Raw genomic sequence first — 15779 nt, 5'->3', positions numbered from 1 at the left:
TTATTGGAATAGTTTTTCAATTTCAGCAACTTGGCGTTTGCCTTGGCTGTTCAATGGAATTTCGTCGACCACTCGGAATTTTCTCGGGATAGCGATCGGTTCTAGCCAATTGCGCAGTGCCTTGCGAAGCTCAAGCCAAAATTTGCCTTTACCAAGTTCATTAAGCACATCGCTGCCTTGATCGTTAAGTACGATGATCGAGACTAACGTGAGGCGACCAGATTCTTCCATTGGGATCACCACGCTTTCTTGAACCCACGGCAATTGCTCTAAACGTTTTTCCACTTCGACAAGGGAAATACGCTTTTCTTCGACTTTGACGATTCGGTCAGTGCGTCCACGCAATTCAAAAGAAATACTATCATGGAAATAGCATTCATCCGCAGTTTGGTACCAAGTGTTTTCATCAATGTGTGGCGAGCGGAGCTTTAAACAATTTTCATGGTTAAGCTCGGCTTCAATACCAGGGAATAACGTCCAGGGAGTACTGGCTTCGTGCTGCTGACGGTAAGCGATGCCGCCGGTTTCTGTGCTGCCAAAAACTTCAATAGGAAGTGACCCAAACAACAACTGGCTGTGCTGCGCGGCTTGGTTTGGCAAGGGACCACCAGAAGAAAATACGCACCGAATCGCAACCGGATTGTGCTCTTCACTGAGTCGTTTTAGTAACGCAGGGCTGCTTACTAGCGTGGTGTCAGCATCAGCGTGATGGACAATTTGCTCTGGGAACTCAAGGTTGTGTGTTGAAAATGGACGTGCGGAGCACAAAGGCCACAATACGCGGAACAGCAAGCCGTAAATGTGTTGATGAGAAACGGTGCTTTCAACGCGTGTGCTGGCAACCGTGTCGCCCCACAGGTTATCTAGAATAGCAACTTCGATATCGAGCTGTTTCAGCGTTTTTGCAATGGCTTTTGGTGTGCCGCTTGAACCCGAAGTAAATAGCGTTACTGGTATTTCTGCCAGGTTTAATTCACGCCAAAAATAAGGTTGTTTGGCCTCTGGCTCGCTAATCACGGTGGTTTCTAGTAATGATTGAGCTTCGATCAAAAGCGAGCTCACGAGTTCTGGAGCCGAGACATCGGCATCATGCAGCAACAAATCGTAGTGCTCACTGAGCTCTTTGAGTGCTTCTGGTTGGTAATTACCAGGTAATACAATGGATTTTCCTGCATAACAACAAGCAAAAAAGCCAACGGCAAACAGGTAGCTGTTGCCAAAACACAACGCAATGTTTTGCGTTGGTTGGGTTTCTAGCTGTTGAGTAAGTGTTGCGACGTGCTGTTGGAAATCACCCCACGTGATAACCGTATCGCGATCGTAAGAGACTGGGGATTGCTCAGACCTCTCCGCGATGAACAAGGTCGCTAGGGAGGTAAAGCTCGAATACGTTGTATTCATACGATTAGTGTTCCTTTCGAACAAATTGACGCACGATCCATTCTCCAGCGAACAAGCCACCAGCAAGTAAGTAGCTGATGAGGCCGTTATAAAGCGTCCATATTTTTACTGGTAGGAAACAGGTATAGAGTGCAACGGCAGCGTTGAGCGTAAAAAAGGCGCACCAAACCATCGTCACTTTGCGAGTGTAAGCCACGCCACTAGCCGGAAGGTCGGGTTCTTGCAAGCGAGCAAGCCTCTCTATGATCGATTGCGGCTGTTTTAAGCTCAGTCCAAATACACACAGCATACATACATTGACAACGACAGGGTAAAACTGAAGCCACCCATGTTGTTTAAACACCATGCCAAGCGTAATTAGGACAATGCCAACAGCGCCCGTAACGAGCGCCAAGAACTTAAACTCTTTTAGTGGGGTCTTATTTGCGACGAAAACACGCAAAAGTAACGCAGCAATTAACAAGCCCCCAACTAAGTTCAAGCCAAATTTATCTATACCGAAATAGACGGCGAAGGGGTAGGCAAACAGTACAATTGCAGACAGACCAGTCAGCAATTGGCGCATTAACTTTCCTTCAATAATTCAGTGACAGCGTTAACCACATCGTCAACGGTTCTTACTGCACTAAACTCTGCTGGCTTGATTTTTTTGCCAGTGACATTCTGTAGGTGTACGACCAAATCAACGGCGTCAATGCTATCAAGATCGAGATCTTGGTATAAGTGCGCATCTGATTGAATGTCGGCTGCGTCAATTTCGAACAGCTCAACAAGCGCATCTTTAACTTGTTCAAATACTTGATCTTTATTTACATCAGTCATGAATATACCTACAACTTATTCATTAGTTTGAGAAGAAACGTATTTCGCTAGATTTGATACAGACGCAAAGTGTTCGCGCGTATTTGAGTCGTCGGCATCAATAACGATGTTGTATTGTTTTTTTATTGCGAGTCCAAGCTCAAGCGCGTCGATAGAATCTAAGCCAAGTCCATCACCAAAAAGTGGTGCATCCGTTTCAATATCATCTACGGTTAAATCTTCAAGGTTTAAAGCATCAATAATAAGTTGCTTAATGTCGTTGTGTAACTGTTCCACTGGGACCTGCTTATTAATAAAAGTTTTCTGGAAAAATGTTTTCAGCTAGGTGCTGTTGTAAGCGTCGCGCCGCTATTGTCGGCGACGTAGTTTGCTTTATAAAGGGGGTAATCTCAACTTTATCCTTAACTTCAACCCTGAAAAAGGGCTTTGTTGCCGGTACTTGATACCATTTTTTCTCTTTTGTGAGGAAACTTGGTGTTACCGTAATATGGACAACTCTTAAATCTCGTTCTGTTCTTACCGCAATTTGTGCTGCACCGCGTTGTAATTTCGGCTCTACACCTGGTGTTGTTCTTGTTCCTTCAGGAAATATAAGCAACACGTTGCCTTTGTTAAATCGTTCATCACAAAGTGCTAATAAATCATCCGGTGCTTCATTGGGAATATATCCGGCTGCTTTTACGATGTGCTTCATAAAAGGATTCGACCATATTGCCGATTTTACTAAACAGTCGCAGCGATTTAATTGTGAAGCAATGAGAACGTAATCGATTAAACTAGGGTGGTTGGCAACAATTAAACAATTACGATCTTGTTGAAGAATATCGGCACCAATAATTTGATAATCGATTGCGCCACTCAACTTCATCAATTTACAAAATGTGTTGAATGAATATCGAATCGCACCCTGAACTTTATATTCGCGTTCCGTTTGGTCTGAAACAAAAATACGAATGGTCGGAATAACAATGAAACTCAGTACTAAACCACCTAACCCAAATACTGAAAAACAAAAGCCTGTTGCTAGCACACGCCAATACTGATTTAAGCGAGTCATTTTTTGTGCCATTCCCAAGCTTGTTGCGGAGCGAAAATAGTCCACTGGCTTTTATCTAACAAGTATTGTTGCAAAAATACTAAACCTTGAGGAAGAGGATGACCGGAACGTTCTGCGTTTATGGAGCTTTGTATCGCGAACTTGTCTCCATGAGAAAGTATTAAGCCAAGTCCAAACCCTTGGTATTGTTGGCTTTCATATTCTAAATAAGAGTCAGGCATAGGCTCATCAAAATCAACAAGCAGTACTTTTTTGTCAGGATTGTCGGACAAAAACAGCCATGCTTCTAATATTGCGCTTTGGAATGTGTTTTCTGCCGCAGCGATAGAAGTTAGGGGAATGGGTTGTTTAGTTGCGATAGTGGCAAGCCCTGCGGCGGTATTGTGCACCGATTGAGAAAAAGCCATCGGAGACGCCTCTTCTCCATTAATTATATCTTCAACTAGTGCGACGCTGCGATGCAGTTCACCATGACGGCTTGAAAATACAAGGTAATCAACTTGATGTTGATTAAGCATTTCGATTGCAGTTTGTACCGCCAGTTTACTGAGTGGGCTCATTCTTCTGCGCATCATCGCAGGAATATTTGCAACATTGATTTTGCCATCTTCTGGCCATTTTATCTCTGTTGCCCATTGTTTCCATTCATTGGATTCGGATAAACCGAATGAATTCGCTGTCCACGCATCAATATTGAACGAAATGTTGATCTTCGAGTTTGGCATATTGGGTTAAATTGTTTATTTTACAGCTCGATACAAATTGGGGTTGACCCAAATTCACAATAAAAAGGAAATTATCATGTCGCGTTTTAAGCTGTATGTCTCGTTATTATTAACTTTGCTTCTTGTTGGTTGTGGACGAGTACAACCTGTAATGAATGTGGAGGATACTCCAGTTGCTTATGATCTTCAAAATAAACAAGTAAAAATGGCCATAGTGCAATCAGCAACTAACCGAGGCTGGACGATCGAAGAAGTAAGCCCTGGTGTTCTTATTGCAAAAATCCACGTTCGTAAACACTCTGCAGAAGTAAAAATCCCATACAATAATAAATATTACTCAATTATTTATCTCAACTCAGTAAATCTCAAAGCAAGTGATGGCAAAATCCACCGCAATTACAATCGTTGGGTAAACAACTTGAATGTTGATATTCAGCGAGCTATTGCATTGTTGGGCAATCAATCTCAACAATAAAACTATTAATTGCAGTTAGGTTTTTCCGTGTTAAATCAAAATAATGATCCTTTTAATGCTTTTGAGGCGAAGACAGAAGCTCAGAAGTTATCTTTTGCACCAATCGTGTTCCAGACTGCTAGAACGCTTCGAGATTTAGGTATTTTAGCCGCTTTAGACAGCGCTGGCGCACAAGGCATGAGTGCCACAGATATTGCCGAGAAAACGGGAGTATCAGAATATGGTGTTAAAGTACTGTTGGATATGGCGATTAGTGCGCATATTGTTTTATGGGAACGACCTAACTATTCGCTTGCAAACCTTGGTTTTTACCTTCTTCATGATGGTATGACGAATGCAAACATGGATTTTACGGCAGATGTTTGTTACGCCGCGATGATGCATTTGACGGAAGCAATTCAAGAAGGTAAACCGTCAGGTTTGAAAGAGTTGGGCAATTGGGAGACCATTTATCAAGGTCTATCGACGTTACCAGAACAAGCCAAACAGAGCTGGTTTAAGTTCGATCATTTCTATTCGGATCGCTCGTTCCCACTTCTGCTTAAAGAGGTATTTGCAAGCAAGCCAAAGCATCTTGTGGATATTGGCGGAAATACGGGAAAATGGGCGATTCAGTGTTGTAAACATGACCTTGACGTTCAAGTGACGATTGTTGATTTACCGCAGCAATTAGAAGTAGCGATGAAGAATGTTTCAGAAAACCAGTTCGTCGAGCGTGTACGTCCATACCCTGCAAACATGCTTGATAAAGCACAAACATTGCCTGAGCATGCTGACGTATGGTGGATGAGCCAGTTCTTGGATTGCTTTTCCCCAATTGAGATCCTCAATATCCTTAAAAAAGTTAAAGCCCAGTTAACGAAGGGAGATACTATTTACGTATTGGAGCTGTTTTGGGATGCTCAAAAATACGCGGGAGCTTCCTATAGCCTTAATGCCACTTCTCTTTATTTTACCTGTTTAGCTAACGGTAATAGTCGCTTTTATCGCAGTGATGATTTCTTAGAAATTGTCGAAGCGGCAGGTTTATCTGTCGTTGAAAGAACCGACAATATTGGCCTTGGTCATACCTTATTAAAACTACAAGCAAACTAAATTCAGAATGAAAACAGAGCTCAAGCAAGTTGTTGTCGTAGGAGCGGGGCCATCAGGTTCAACCGTTTCTGCGTTATTAAAATCGCGTGGCATAGATGTTGTTGTCTTAGAAAAAGCGACTTTTCCACGTTTTTCCATAGGAGAAAGCCTACTCCCTGCATGTATGGAAGTTGTTGAACAAGCAGGAATGACTCATGCAGTAAAGCAGTTTGGTTTCCAGTATAAAGATGGTGCTGCATTTCGTCGTAATGGCGTATACACCCAGTTCGACTTTACAAACAAATACACACCAGGACCGGGCACGACGTTTCAGGTTCAACGTGCCAACTTTGATAAAGTATTGGCAGATAGCGCTGAAGAGCAAGGCGTAGAGATTCGTTATCAGCATGAGCTGCTCAACCTAGTGTTTGAAGGGAAAAAGTCTCGATTAGAAGTGCTCGACTCAAATAAGAAGGCTTATCAAATCGAAGCAGATTTTGTGCTGGATGCAAGTGGCTTTGGGCGTGTTTTGCCACGCTTGTTGGAGCTAGAAGAACCTTCTTGTCTTCCGCCTAGAAAAGCGATCTTTACCCATATCGAAGATCATATCTCTCCCCAAGAGCCGGAATACGATCGCAACAAAATTTTAATTTCAGTTCATCCTGAAAATCACGACGTATGGTACTGGCTAATCCCATTCTCTAATGGTACCTGTTCGTTTGGTGTGGTGGGTGAGCCAGAATTTTTCGAACAATACCCAGAAGATAAGATTGCAGCGTTGCAGCAGTTAGCCAATGAAGAGCCGGGTTTGGCTGCTTTATTGCGAAATGCGAATTACCCGAATCCAGCAGGCGAGTTGGGTGGCTATTCTGCTAACGTCAAACGTTTAGCGACAGAGCACTACGCGTTGCTTGGTAATGCTGGTGAGTTTCTTGATCCTGTATTTTCATCGGGTGTCACTATCGCCATGAAATCGGCAGAGTTTGCAGCGGACTGCTTGGTTCGTCAGCTGAATGGTGAAAAGGTTGATTGGCAAGAAGAGTACTCGCAACGCTTAATGGTGGGAGTGAACACATTCCGCACTTATGTGGAAGGCTGGTACAACGGCACGTTGCAAGATGTGATTTTCTATCAAAACCCGAACCCACGTATTAAACAGATGATTAGTGCGATTTTGGCTGGATATGCTTGGGATACGAATAATCCTTACGTTAAACAAAGTGAGCAGCGTTTGTCGACGCTTGCAGAACTGGTTCGGGAAGCTGAACTGTAAGAATATACATTCGCTTATCCGAGAATCAGTAAACTTAGGTCTTACCAAAAAATTGGTAAGACCTTTTTAATGCCTCTTTACTTTTACTTCTAGCGTGTTGGAGACACATTGACCACTTACATCGGTGTGTATCGAATTTGAGAATTTTTATGGTGACATTGATCACATCCAGGATTCCTGTTGCTGATATTTATATTAAATTTGTAGGAAATGGATTACATTCTGGGAGTGTTCCCTACATCCGGCTTCGTTGTGAAAACGGTTTATAAGCAACTGTATAAGTTAGTAAAGTTCCAAAAACTACATCAAAAAAAAGACAAGTTTCTTACCAAATCAATTCGCTTGGTGAGTTCGAGCCATCGACTACGCCAAACGCTTCCTCTACTTTCTAAAATTGTCGAAGAACATGACGCATCAACGGTCTCTTCGATTGCAGATCCCGAGAACGCGGTCGCGTGGGGAGGTAAAGTTTCTCCAGAGTTCAAATCTAAAGTCATTCGTATTAGTAAAGAGCTAAAGATCAATCCTAATCATCTTATGGCGTGCATGGCATTTGAAACTGCTGAAACTTTCAGTCCAAGCATCAAAAATGGTTCCGGAAGCGGGGCTACAGGGTTAATTCAATTTATGCCCTCTACCGCAGAGTCATTAGGAGTGAACACAAAGACTCTTGCGAGAATGAGCGCGCTTGAACAACTTGACTATGTGAAAGCGTACTATTGGCCCTATCGAAATAAAATTAATAGCTTAGAAGATGCTTACATGGCCATTCTCTACCCTGCTGCGATTGGCAAACCGCCGTCTTTCGTTTTGTTCAGACAAGGCTCAATTGCCTATCGACAGAATGCAGGTATCGATCGCCACAACACGGGGAAAATCACGCTTAATGATATTTCCTACAAAGTGAGGAAAAAATTAGAAAAAGGTTTGCAGCCCAATTTCATGGGCTAAGATTGTGTCATGTTCCTAGTTTTTCGCGCATGAATCCTTCTGTTACTTCACGGGGATTCTGATACACTACGCGCCCATTTCCTCTGTTGAGACCTTTCTATGCCATTTTCTAAGCTTGGTTTAAGCGCATCGATTGCTGATGCAGTAAAAGCGCTAGGTTATGAAAAACCCACTTCTATCCAACAAAAAGCCATTCCAATCGTATTGCGTGGCCGCAATTTAATTGCAGCAGCGCAAACGGGCACAGGTAAAACGGCCAGTTTTGTTCTGCCAATCTTAGAAAAGCTTAGTCGAGGCGAAACGCAACGTAAAAAACGCGCTCGTGCGATTATCCTAACGCCAACACGCGAACTGGCGCTTCAGGTTCATCAAAGTATTGAAGCTTATGGTAAAAACTTACCATTACGCTCAATGGCGATGTTTGGTGGTGTGGATTATGCACCACAAAAACAAGCCTTGATCGAGGGTGTCGATATTGTGGTAAGCACGCCTGGGCGCTTGATTGATCTGTACGGTCAACGCGCGATTCACTTTGATGAAGTGGAAATGCTAGTGCTTGATGAAGCCGACAAAATGTTGGATATGGGATTCATCGATGCGATCGACAAAATCGTCGACTGTATGCCAGAACATGTGCAAAGTTTGCTGTTCTCAGCGACGTTATCTAACCCTGTTCGTGACTTGGCGAAAAATGCGATTATTGATCCTGAAGAGATCACGATTGCAAAGCACAGTGCCTCAAAATCAAATATTAAACAGTGGATCACGACCGTCGATAAAGACATGAAGTCGTCGCTGTTAAGTCACTTGCTTAAAGAAAATGACTGGTCGCAAGTACTGGTATTTATTGAAACTAAACACGGTGCAGCCAAACTGGTAAGCCAACTTGAGAAACGTGGCATTGTGGCAGAAGCATTCCACAGTGGCCGTAATCAGCGTGTTCGCCAGGAATTAATAGAAAAGTTTAAAGCGGGTGAAATCCAGTACTTAGTCGCAACCGGCGTTGCTGCGCGCGGTATTGATATTGATAATCTGCCAGTTGTCATCAACTACGATTTACCTTACCCAGCGGATGAGTATGTACATCGTATTGGTCGTACAGGTCGTGCTGGCGCGAAAGGTGAGGCGATATCACTGGTTTCAAAAGACGACTTTAAGAACCTCTGCATGATTGAAAGCCGTTTAGGGCACTTGCTAGAGCGAGTGGAAATTGAAGGTTTTGCGCCAAGAAAGCCAGTACCAATTTCAATTTTAAATTACGTGCCTAAGAATAAACGTAAACCGCACGATAAGCGCGAATCAAAATAGCCAGTTTATCCCATGATCTAAAAGCCGCATTCTTGCGGCTTTTTGTGTTTTTAGGCATCCAATAATGTAGCCATCGCGACGGTTTCTATTCGGTAATGAGGAAAAAAGTTAATCAGTGTCATACGCTTAACACGTAAAGTGAATCAAGGTGCGTTAAGCTTTTGTCAATTATCTGTCCGCAGGTTTGCACAAGGTAAGGAATGGGCGCAAACTTTTTTGCTTGCTAATGAATGCATAAGATGGGGCACAAATGAAAACAGGTGATAAGCAATTCGCCGTTATTGGTCTTGGCCGATTTGGTTTGGCAGTGTGTAAAGAGTTACAAGATTCAGGCGCTCAAGTTTTAGCCGTTGACATCAACGAAGACAGAGTTAAAGAAGCTGCCAGTTTTGTTAGTCAGGCGGTTGTGGCTAACTGTACTCACGAAGAGACGGTTGCTGAGCTCAAACTTGATGATTACGACATGGTGATGATTGCCATCGGAGCGGATGTCAATGCCAGTATTCTTGCGACATTGATTGCTAAAGAGGCGGGAGTAAAGTCAGTATGGGTTAAAGCCAACGACCGCTTCCAAGCTCGTGTTCTGCAAAAAATTGGCGCAGACCACATTATCATGCCTGAGCGTGACATGGGGATACGTGTCGCGCGTAAAATGCTCGATAAACGGGTTCTTGAGTTCCACCCATTAGGCAGTGGCTTAGCTATGACGGAGTTTGTGATTGGCTCTCGTTGGATGGGTAAGACACTAAGTGATTTGGCTCTGTGCAAAGTCGATGGCGTGCAAGTGCTAGGGTTTAAACGGGGCCCAGAAATTACCAAGGCACCTGACCTTAATACCACACTAGAAATTGGTGACCTAATTATTGTGGTCGGCCCTCAAGATGCGCTCGCAAATAAATTAAAATCGCTATGACGTATTTTCATCAGAAAGGTGTTTTTTACGCACCAGATGGTAAACAAGAGAAAGCGAAAGGCAACGAACCGCGAATTATATTGCTCAGTTTTCTCGGTGTTTTACTGCCTTCTGCGGTATTGCTAACCTTGCCAGTTTTTTCTGTTACGGGCCTGTCGATAACGGATGCTTTGTTTACTGCAACGTCCGCTATTAGTGTGACAGGGCTTGGTGTTGTCGATACTGGGCAACACTTTACGCTTGCGGGTAAAATCTTGCTGATGTTTTTAATGCAAATCGGTGGGTTGGGGCAGATGACTTTGTCGGCGGTCTTACTCTATATGTTCGGCGTGCGTTTGAGTTTGCGTCAACAAGCGCTGGCGAAAGAAGCATTAGGGCAAGATCGGCAAGTCAATCTAAACCGACTAGTAAAGCGGATTGTTGTTTTCGCGCTTGTTGCAGAAACGATCGGGTTTATTTTTCTCTCTATCCGCTGGGTCCCTGAAATGGGCTGGCAGACTGGTATGTTTTACGCCTTGTTTCATGCAATTTCTGCATTTAACAACGCTGGGTTCGCGCTGTTTTCTGACAGTATGATGAGCTTTGTGAATGATCCGTTGGTTATCTTTACACTGGCGGGGCTATTCATTTTTGGCGGGCTTGGTTTTACTGTTGTGGGTGACATCTGGCTAAACTGGCGCAAAGGTTTCCACTTTTGGCATCTTCACACCAAAATCATGCTGATTGCGACACCGATATTGCTCTTAGTCGGAACGATGCTGTTTTGGTTACTTGAACGAAGCAACCCAAACACAATGGCGTCTTTACCTGCAACAGGGCAATGGTTGGCGGCATTCTTTCAATCTGCGAGTGCTCGAACGGCAGGGTTTAATAGTGTTGACTTGGCGTTGTTTACCCAGCCAGCCTTACTGGTCATGATTGTTCTAATGTTAATTGGAGCGGGTTCCACCTCAACGGGGGGCGGTATTAAAGTTTCCACATTTGCTGTTGCGTTTATGGCTACGTGGACCTTTTTACGCCAAAAGAAACATGTGGTTATGTTTAAGCGAACCATAAATTGGCAAACTGTGACTAAGTCATTGGCAATTATCGTTGTGAGCGGAGCCATCCTGACAAGCGCAATGTTTTTATTGATGCTTACCGAGAAGGCCAGCTTTGATAAGGTTATGTTTGAAACCATTTCCGCATTTGCCACAGTGGGGCTCACCGCCGGTTTGACTGCGGAACTTTCTGAACCTGGTAAATACATTATGATCGTGGTGATGATCATTGGTCGTATTGGGCCGCTCACGCTTGCCTACATGTTGGCACGTCCTGAACCTACCTTGGTCAAATACCCAGAAGACGCCGTTCTTACAGGTTAATATAGCGTTAAACAATGGCCGCGCGACCATTACGAGCATTGATTAATAGCAGTGCTCGTACATTTATAGAATATGTGGAATGTTGCCCAGTTTTACCTACAAATTCGTAGAAGTTCATTTCTTCTTCCTTTCGTTTCGATACTATTCATTCACTCAATTTATATTCTCAGAAGCTACGCTCATAACAGCGTTTTGGAATCCGACGCTTTTGTAGTGTGACACCAAACTACGTCGTGTTATCTGAGCGAATTGATACCAGCCTTCGTCAATAGTCACTCAGTCTTACTCTATGCCCATAGGGTTACTTTGTGCTTGTTGTGCTTGGTATTAATTAACGAATCGAAAAGATGGAGTCGTACTTTGAAATTCAACACACTCGCCATGGCTATGCTAACTGCGCTTCTTGCAGGGAAGAGCATGGCAACTACTCCGCCATCACCGGTTTGGCATACTATTGCGTTGAGCGATGGTAGCTCCAGTGAGGCAATTCTACGTGGAACGGCAGATTTCCACTGGTTTGAAGATAAGCAGGGCAATGCCTTACTTCAGGAAGACGGCGTTTGGTTTTTCGCGCAGATTCAGCGCGAGTCAGACACGCCAATATTGATCTCGACAGGTGTGGTGAAAACGCAGTCGAGTGAGCCACCTGAGTCGGCGAGGTTTCGCCCGGATTTACAAGTTAAACCGCAATTATCTTCTCTAAAAACCATTGAACCGATGGCACGAAAAAACCTACTGCGTTCGGCGCAAGGTTACCAGGCGATGAGCAGTTCAACGGTGAAGCAGCAGCCCCTATTGGTTGTGCAAGTTTCGTTTGATGACCAAGCAATGGTGCATGATTTTGAGCAACGCGTATTTAATACCAATGGTCAAAGCGTTGTGGATTACTTTGATAAAAACTCTCAAGGTAAATTCAAAGTTGTTCCTGCACTTGAGAGTTACGGCACCGCCAATGACGGTGTGATAGATGTGACTGTGGCACAAAGCCACCCTAACTGTCACTCTAGTTCGACTGATAAAACATGCACCGCCAAGTTGAATGCGGTTTTCACCGAGGCTTATCAAAAACTGGATCCATACTTTAATCTTTCGGCCTACGACAGCAATCAAAATGGTACCGTAGAACCGTCAGAACTCTCTGTCATGTTTATTTTTGCGGGGGGCGATCGTTCAACAGGGGTTCTCAACCGTCCTGCTATTTGGCCGCACAAATTCTCTCACGATGATGTCACACTAGATGGTAAAAAGATCACAGACTATTGTGTGTTCGCTGACTATCAAGTTGATCATCAAGCGACCTTGGGCGTGATCGTACACGAGCTTGGCCACTTAATGCTTGGCTTACCGGATTTGTACGCAAGGAACAGTGATGCCTCGATCGGCTCTTGGGGCGTGATGGGTGGCGGTTCATGGGCGCAGAAACCGGGAGATTCATACGCTGGTGACACTCCGGTGAACATGAGTGCATGGAGCAAACACGCTGCTGGTTTTGTTGTACCAACGGTAACTCATGAAAGTCCAGCGCCTATTTCTGTGAACAACGACGATGTCAAGCTGGTGTATCTCGACCCGTACTTGAAAGAGTTTGGCCCACGTGTTTACTTGGAAAATCGCACCTTTAGCGGTTACGACCGAGCATTGGCGGCTGAAGGTATCCTGGCGACGTCGGTCAATGTCCAGAACCGCTTTAATGATGTTGGCGCGATGCAGGTTCAAATCATGCAGGCTGATGGTCTGAATGAGTTAGAAAATGATGGTAGGAGTGACGCTGACGATTTGTACCCTAATGGTGGCGATGTCATTTCAGATACATCGACCCCGGGTCTGAGAGCGATCACAGGGTTTGATACTGGGGTTCGTATTTCCAACATTGCCAGCAACACCAACGGCGGTAGCTTTTCTCTTGAGCATACAAACGAACCAAATAAATCAGCATGGCTGAACTCTCTTCATCAAGGTTATGTGTACGCGAGTGGGAGTAACACTCTGGCGGTGTCACTGGACTTGAATAGTGATACAGAGCTTGATGGCCTTCAACTTTACGCGCAAAGAGATAGCGCTCAAAGTGACATGATTTATCGAGTTTGGCGATTCCCATTTTCTGGAAACATTGGCTATCGATTAATATTGAATCAAAACAACGCTGAGCTTTTACAGCAAGGTAACTTCCAAAAGTCATCTCGAATTTTATTCCCTCAATCAAGCCAATTGAGTGCGGGTCAGCATTTATTGGTCGTTGAATTGGAAGGCGGTCAATTTGATGCAAACTTTGACTTCGGCCGCTTGCTAAAAACTGAAAAAGCCTCCCTACCTGTAATGTGGACTGGTGATTACAGTGAGATTGGCACGTTTGGTCTAGAAAAAGCCGGGTTCTCTTATATTCCGTTTGCAGCATTATTAAATGTGGATGCGAGCAACTTGGTTGAAGCGAAATCTGATTCGTTACAAACCAATAAAAATACGCCAATCAAACTGAACCTGATGGACAATGATTTCATGGCGGTAGGGTATCAGTTCAATGTGGACATTGTGCAGAAGCCTGAGCACGGCACCATCTCTGGCAACCAGTACCAACCTGAAGCTAACTTCGTTGGTCTGGACACTTTCCAATATCGTTTGTTGTCGGTTGATGGTGCGTACTCATCTTCAATCGTGAATGTGCAGGTGGAAGTGCTTGGCAGCAACGAAGCGCCAGTGGCCGTGATTGATGTTGATAATAAAGACATGACGGTTGGGCAGCGAGTCACGTTGTCTGCGTTAAATAGTACGGATGCTGATGGTGATGTGTTGAGTTATAAATGGGAGCAGTTGGCTGGCACTTCAGTTTCTCTTGGCAATGCAACCAGTGTTAGCACAAGCTTTACGGTGCCTCAAGGTGCAAAAGCGGGTGAGGTTCTGACATTCCGTTTAACCGTGACTGACCCTAGTAATGAAACGTCCAGTGCTACCGTCGATTTAACCATGAAAAACGCAGCGCCAGTTACGCTTGCAGATACGGCGACCGTTGCCGTTGGTGAAAGTATTCTGATTGATGCAGCGAGCAATGATTCGGATGTGAACGGCGATAAACTGGTTGTAGAAAGTGTGCAGAACGTAACGGGTGTGGGAAGTGCGAGTGTAGAGAATGGCAAAATCCGTTTTCAAGCACCGGATAGCCCTACTGACGGCATCAAGCTGCAATATACGGTTTCAGACGGTCATGGTGCCACTGCTACGGGTGAAGTTATCGTGACGGTTGTTGCTTCTTTGAAGACAACGACATTCAAGAACTCTGAAGGTAGCGGCAGTGTTTCTTATTGGGCTTTGATGTTACTTGCAACATTAGGCTGGCGACGTCGCGTCTAAAACGGTATTGAATTGCGGTATAAGCCACTCACATTGAGTGGCTTATTTTTTATCTGATCTATTTTGGTTTCGTTCTCATTATCTTATGAGATGTGTTTCTCATTATTTTTAAAGCGATTTTTCTACTCTGCGGTTACCCTAGGGGCCGATTTTTATGAACTAAGGATGTTATATGTCTACCGAGGGCTTTTCTGTTTCGGAAATATGCCGAGAAGCGGCAGTGATGGTCAGAAGGAATCTACTCGCAATTGTTATTGCTTGTATTCCGTTGATTATCGTGCACTCAATTTTTGCTTTTATGTATCCTGAAATGACGGGGCAAGATCAAGCGAACGTTCAAGAAGGCAATGTCGCAGGATTTTATTTCGTCACAATTATTTTGTACCCACTTGTTGCTGCTATGGCGGCTGTGCGTGTGCATCGAATTTATTTAGTCGGCGATTACATGCACTCGGCGTTGGATGTATTTCGTTTGTCAGCTCGAGAATTCCGTTTCATAGGCTGGTGGATACTGTTTGGACTGATGATGATGCTCGTTATTGGTATCCCGATCTTTGTGTTGTCGTTTATCTACATTGCAGAAAGTGGTGAAGCCGACTTTGTTGCTATGGCTATTATCACAACGATTGCAAGCATTCCTGGCTATTGGGTAATGGCGCGATGGTCATTTGTGTTGCCAGCGACTGCAATGGATCATCAGCCGCGCAGTTTGCGTCGTTCGTGGAATCAGAGCAGACCATACAACAAACAAGTATTCATTTTGATGGGACTAATTCCATTGGGTGCGGGCTTGCTCAGTCAGCTGATCTTTAGCCACTTTACGAATCTCTTTATGTTGAGCCTCGTCGGTGTGGCTTATGGTATTTTTGGCGCGTACCAGCTGGCATTGTTATCGTTGAGCTATAAAACGGTAGTGGATATCGAACGCGCTCGTTTTGATACGCCATCACAGCCACCAAAAACGGGTGAAGAATTTTCCGCTTAACCCTTTGATCGTTTTTACATGCTACCTCCGTTTAGGAGACGGTCTGCGGCAGGTTGATACCTTCCTGCCGCCTTCGCGTTATTCAC

At 44.3% G+C, this 15779-nt stretch carries 15 protein-coding genes; 9 read left to right on the top strand and 6 right to left on the bottom strand.

The window, feature by feature from the left end:
- The 6 genes from J4N43_RS11235 to J4N43_RS11210 are packed head-to-tail and all read right to left on the bottom strand — an operon-like array spanning position 1 to position 4005.
- Positions 1-1401, bottom strand: a complete 1401-nt coding sequence (locus J4N43_RS11235; RefSeq protein ID WP_053350457.1) for an AMP-binding protein — start codon at positions 1399-1401, stop codon at positions 1-3.
- Between the two features lie 4 nt (positions 1402-1405).
- On the bottom strand, positions 1406-1966 hold the full coding sequence (locus tag J4N43_RS11230) for a COG4648 family protein (protein ID WP_025766967.1): 561 nt from the start codon (positions 1964-1966) through the stop codon (positions 1406-1408).
- A complete protein-coding gene (locus J4N43_RS11225; RefSeq protein WP_005382279.1) occupies positions 1966-2223 on the bottom strand; it encodes an acyl carrier protein in 258 nt (85 codons plus the stop codon). The genes J4N43_RS11230 and J4N43_RS11225 overlap by 1 nt, the downstream gene beginning before the upstream one ends.
- 15 nt (positions 2224-2238) lie before the next feature.
- Positions 2239-2499 carry a phosphopantetheine-binding protein gene (locus J4N43_RS11220; RefSeq protein ID WP_053350458.1) on the bottom strand — a complete coding sequence of 87 codons (261 nt, stop codon included), beginning with the start codon at positions 2497-2499 and terminating at the stop codon, positions 2239-2241.
- A 13-nt stretch (positions 2500-2512) separates the two neighbouring features.
- Positions 2513-3280 (bottom strand): lysophospholipid acyltransferase family protein, encoded by a 768-nt coding sequence (locus J4N43_RS11215; protein WP_005388305.1) that lies wholly within the window; start codon positions 3278-3280, stop codon positions 2513-2515.
- On the bottom strand, positions 3277-4005 hold the full coding sequence (locus J4N43_RS11210) for a beta-ketoacyl synthase chain length factor (protein WP_017634792.1): 729 nt from the start codon (positions 4003-4005) through the stop codon (positions 3277-3279). Before J4N43_RS11210 ends, J4N43_RS11215 begins: the two co-directional genes overlap by 4 nt.
- 76 nt (positions 4006-4081) lie before the next feature.
- On the opposite strand from J4N43_RS11210, the gene J4N43_RS11205 reads away from it, so the two are divergent.
- The 9 genes from J4N43_RS11205 (at position 4082) to J4N43_RS11165 (ending at position 15693) form a co-directional block, all read left to right on the top strand.
- The gene (locus tag J4N43_RS11205; RefSeq protein WP_005382272.1) at positions 4082-4480 is read left to right on the top strand and encodes a hypothetical protein; all 399 of its coding nucleotides are present in this window, start codon (positions 4082-4084) and stop codon (positions 4478-4480) included.
- Positions 4481-4507: 27 nt separating this feature from the next.
- Positions 4508-5575 carry a class I SAM-dependent methyltransferase gene (locus tag J4N43_RS11200; protein WP_053350459.1) on the top strand — a complete coding sequence of 356 codons (1068 nt, stop codon included), beginning with the start codon at positions 4508-4510 and terminating at the stop codon, positions 5573-5575.
- A 7-nt stretch (positions 5576-5582) separates the two neighbouring features.
- Positions 5583-6827 (top strand): NAD(P)/FAD-dependent oxidoreductase, encoded by a 1245-nt coding sequence (locus tag J4N43_RS11195; RefSeq protein ID WP_053350460.1) that lies wholly within the window; start codon positions 5583-5585, stop codon positions 6825-6827.
- A gap of 210 nt (positions 6828-7037) precedes the next feature.
- A complete protein-coding gene (locus J4N43_RS11190) occupies positions 7038-7778 on the top strand; it encodes a transglycosylase SLT domain-containing protein (protein WP_080996858.1) in 741 nt (246 codons plus the stop codon).
- Positions 7779-7877: 99 nt separating this feature from the next.
- Positions 7878-9086 carry a DEAD/DEAH box helicase gene (locus J4N43_RS11185; protein ID WP_005382264.1) on the top strand — a complete coding sequence of 403 codons (1209 nt, stop codon included), beginning with the start codon at positions 7878-7880 and terminating at the stop codon, positions 9084-9086.
- A 250-nt stretch (positions 9087-9336) separates the two neighbouring features.
- Positions 9337-9999, top strand: coding sequence for a potassium channel family protein (locus tag J4N43_RS11180; RefSeq protein ID WP_005388291.1), 663 nt, complete (start codon positions 9337-9339; stop codon positions 9997-9999).
- Positions 9996-11363, top strand: coding sequence for a TrkH family potassium uptake protein (locus tag J4N43_RS11175; protein ID WP_053350461.1), 1368 nt, complete (start codon positions 9996-9998; stop codon positions 11361-11363). Before J4N43_RS11180 ends, J4N43_RS11175 begins: the two co-directional genes overlap by 4 nt.
- 360 nt (positions 11364-11723) lie before the next feature.
- Positions 11724-14708 (top strand): M6 family metalloprotease domain-containing protein, encoded by a 2985-nt coding sequence (locus tag J4N43_RS11170; RefSeq protein WP_172677731.1) that lies wholly within the window; start codon positions 11724-11726, stop codon positions 14706-14708.
- A gap of 172 nt (positions 14709-14880) precedes the next feature.
- Positions 14881-15693 carry a hypothetical protein gene (locus tag J4N43_RS11165; protein WP_053350462.1) on the top strand — a complete coding sequence of 271 codons (813 nt, stop codon included), beginning with the start codon at positions 14881-14883 and terminating at the stop codon, positions 15691-15693.
- The last annotated feature ends 86 nt before the right edge of the window (positions 15694-15779 follow it).

The sequence above is a fragment of the Vibrio sp. SCSIO 43009 genome (assembly GCF_023716525.1).
Classification (GTDB): Bacteria; Pseudomonadota; Gammaproteobacteria; order Enterobacterales; family Vibrionaceae; genus Vibrio; species Vibrio alginolyticus.
The sequence above is the reverse complement of the archived record's forward strand: the minus strand, read 5'-3'. Positions and strand labels throughout refer to the sequence as shown.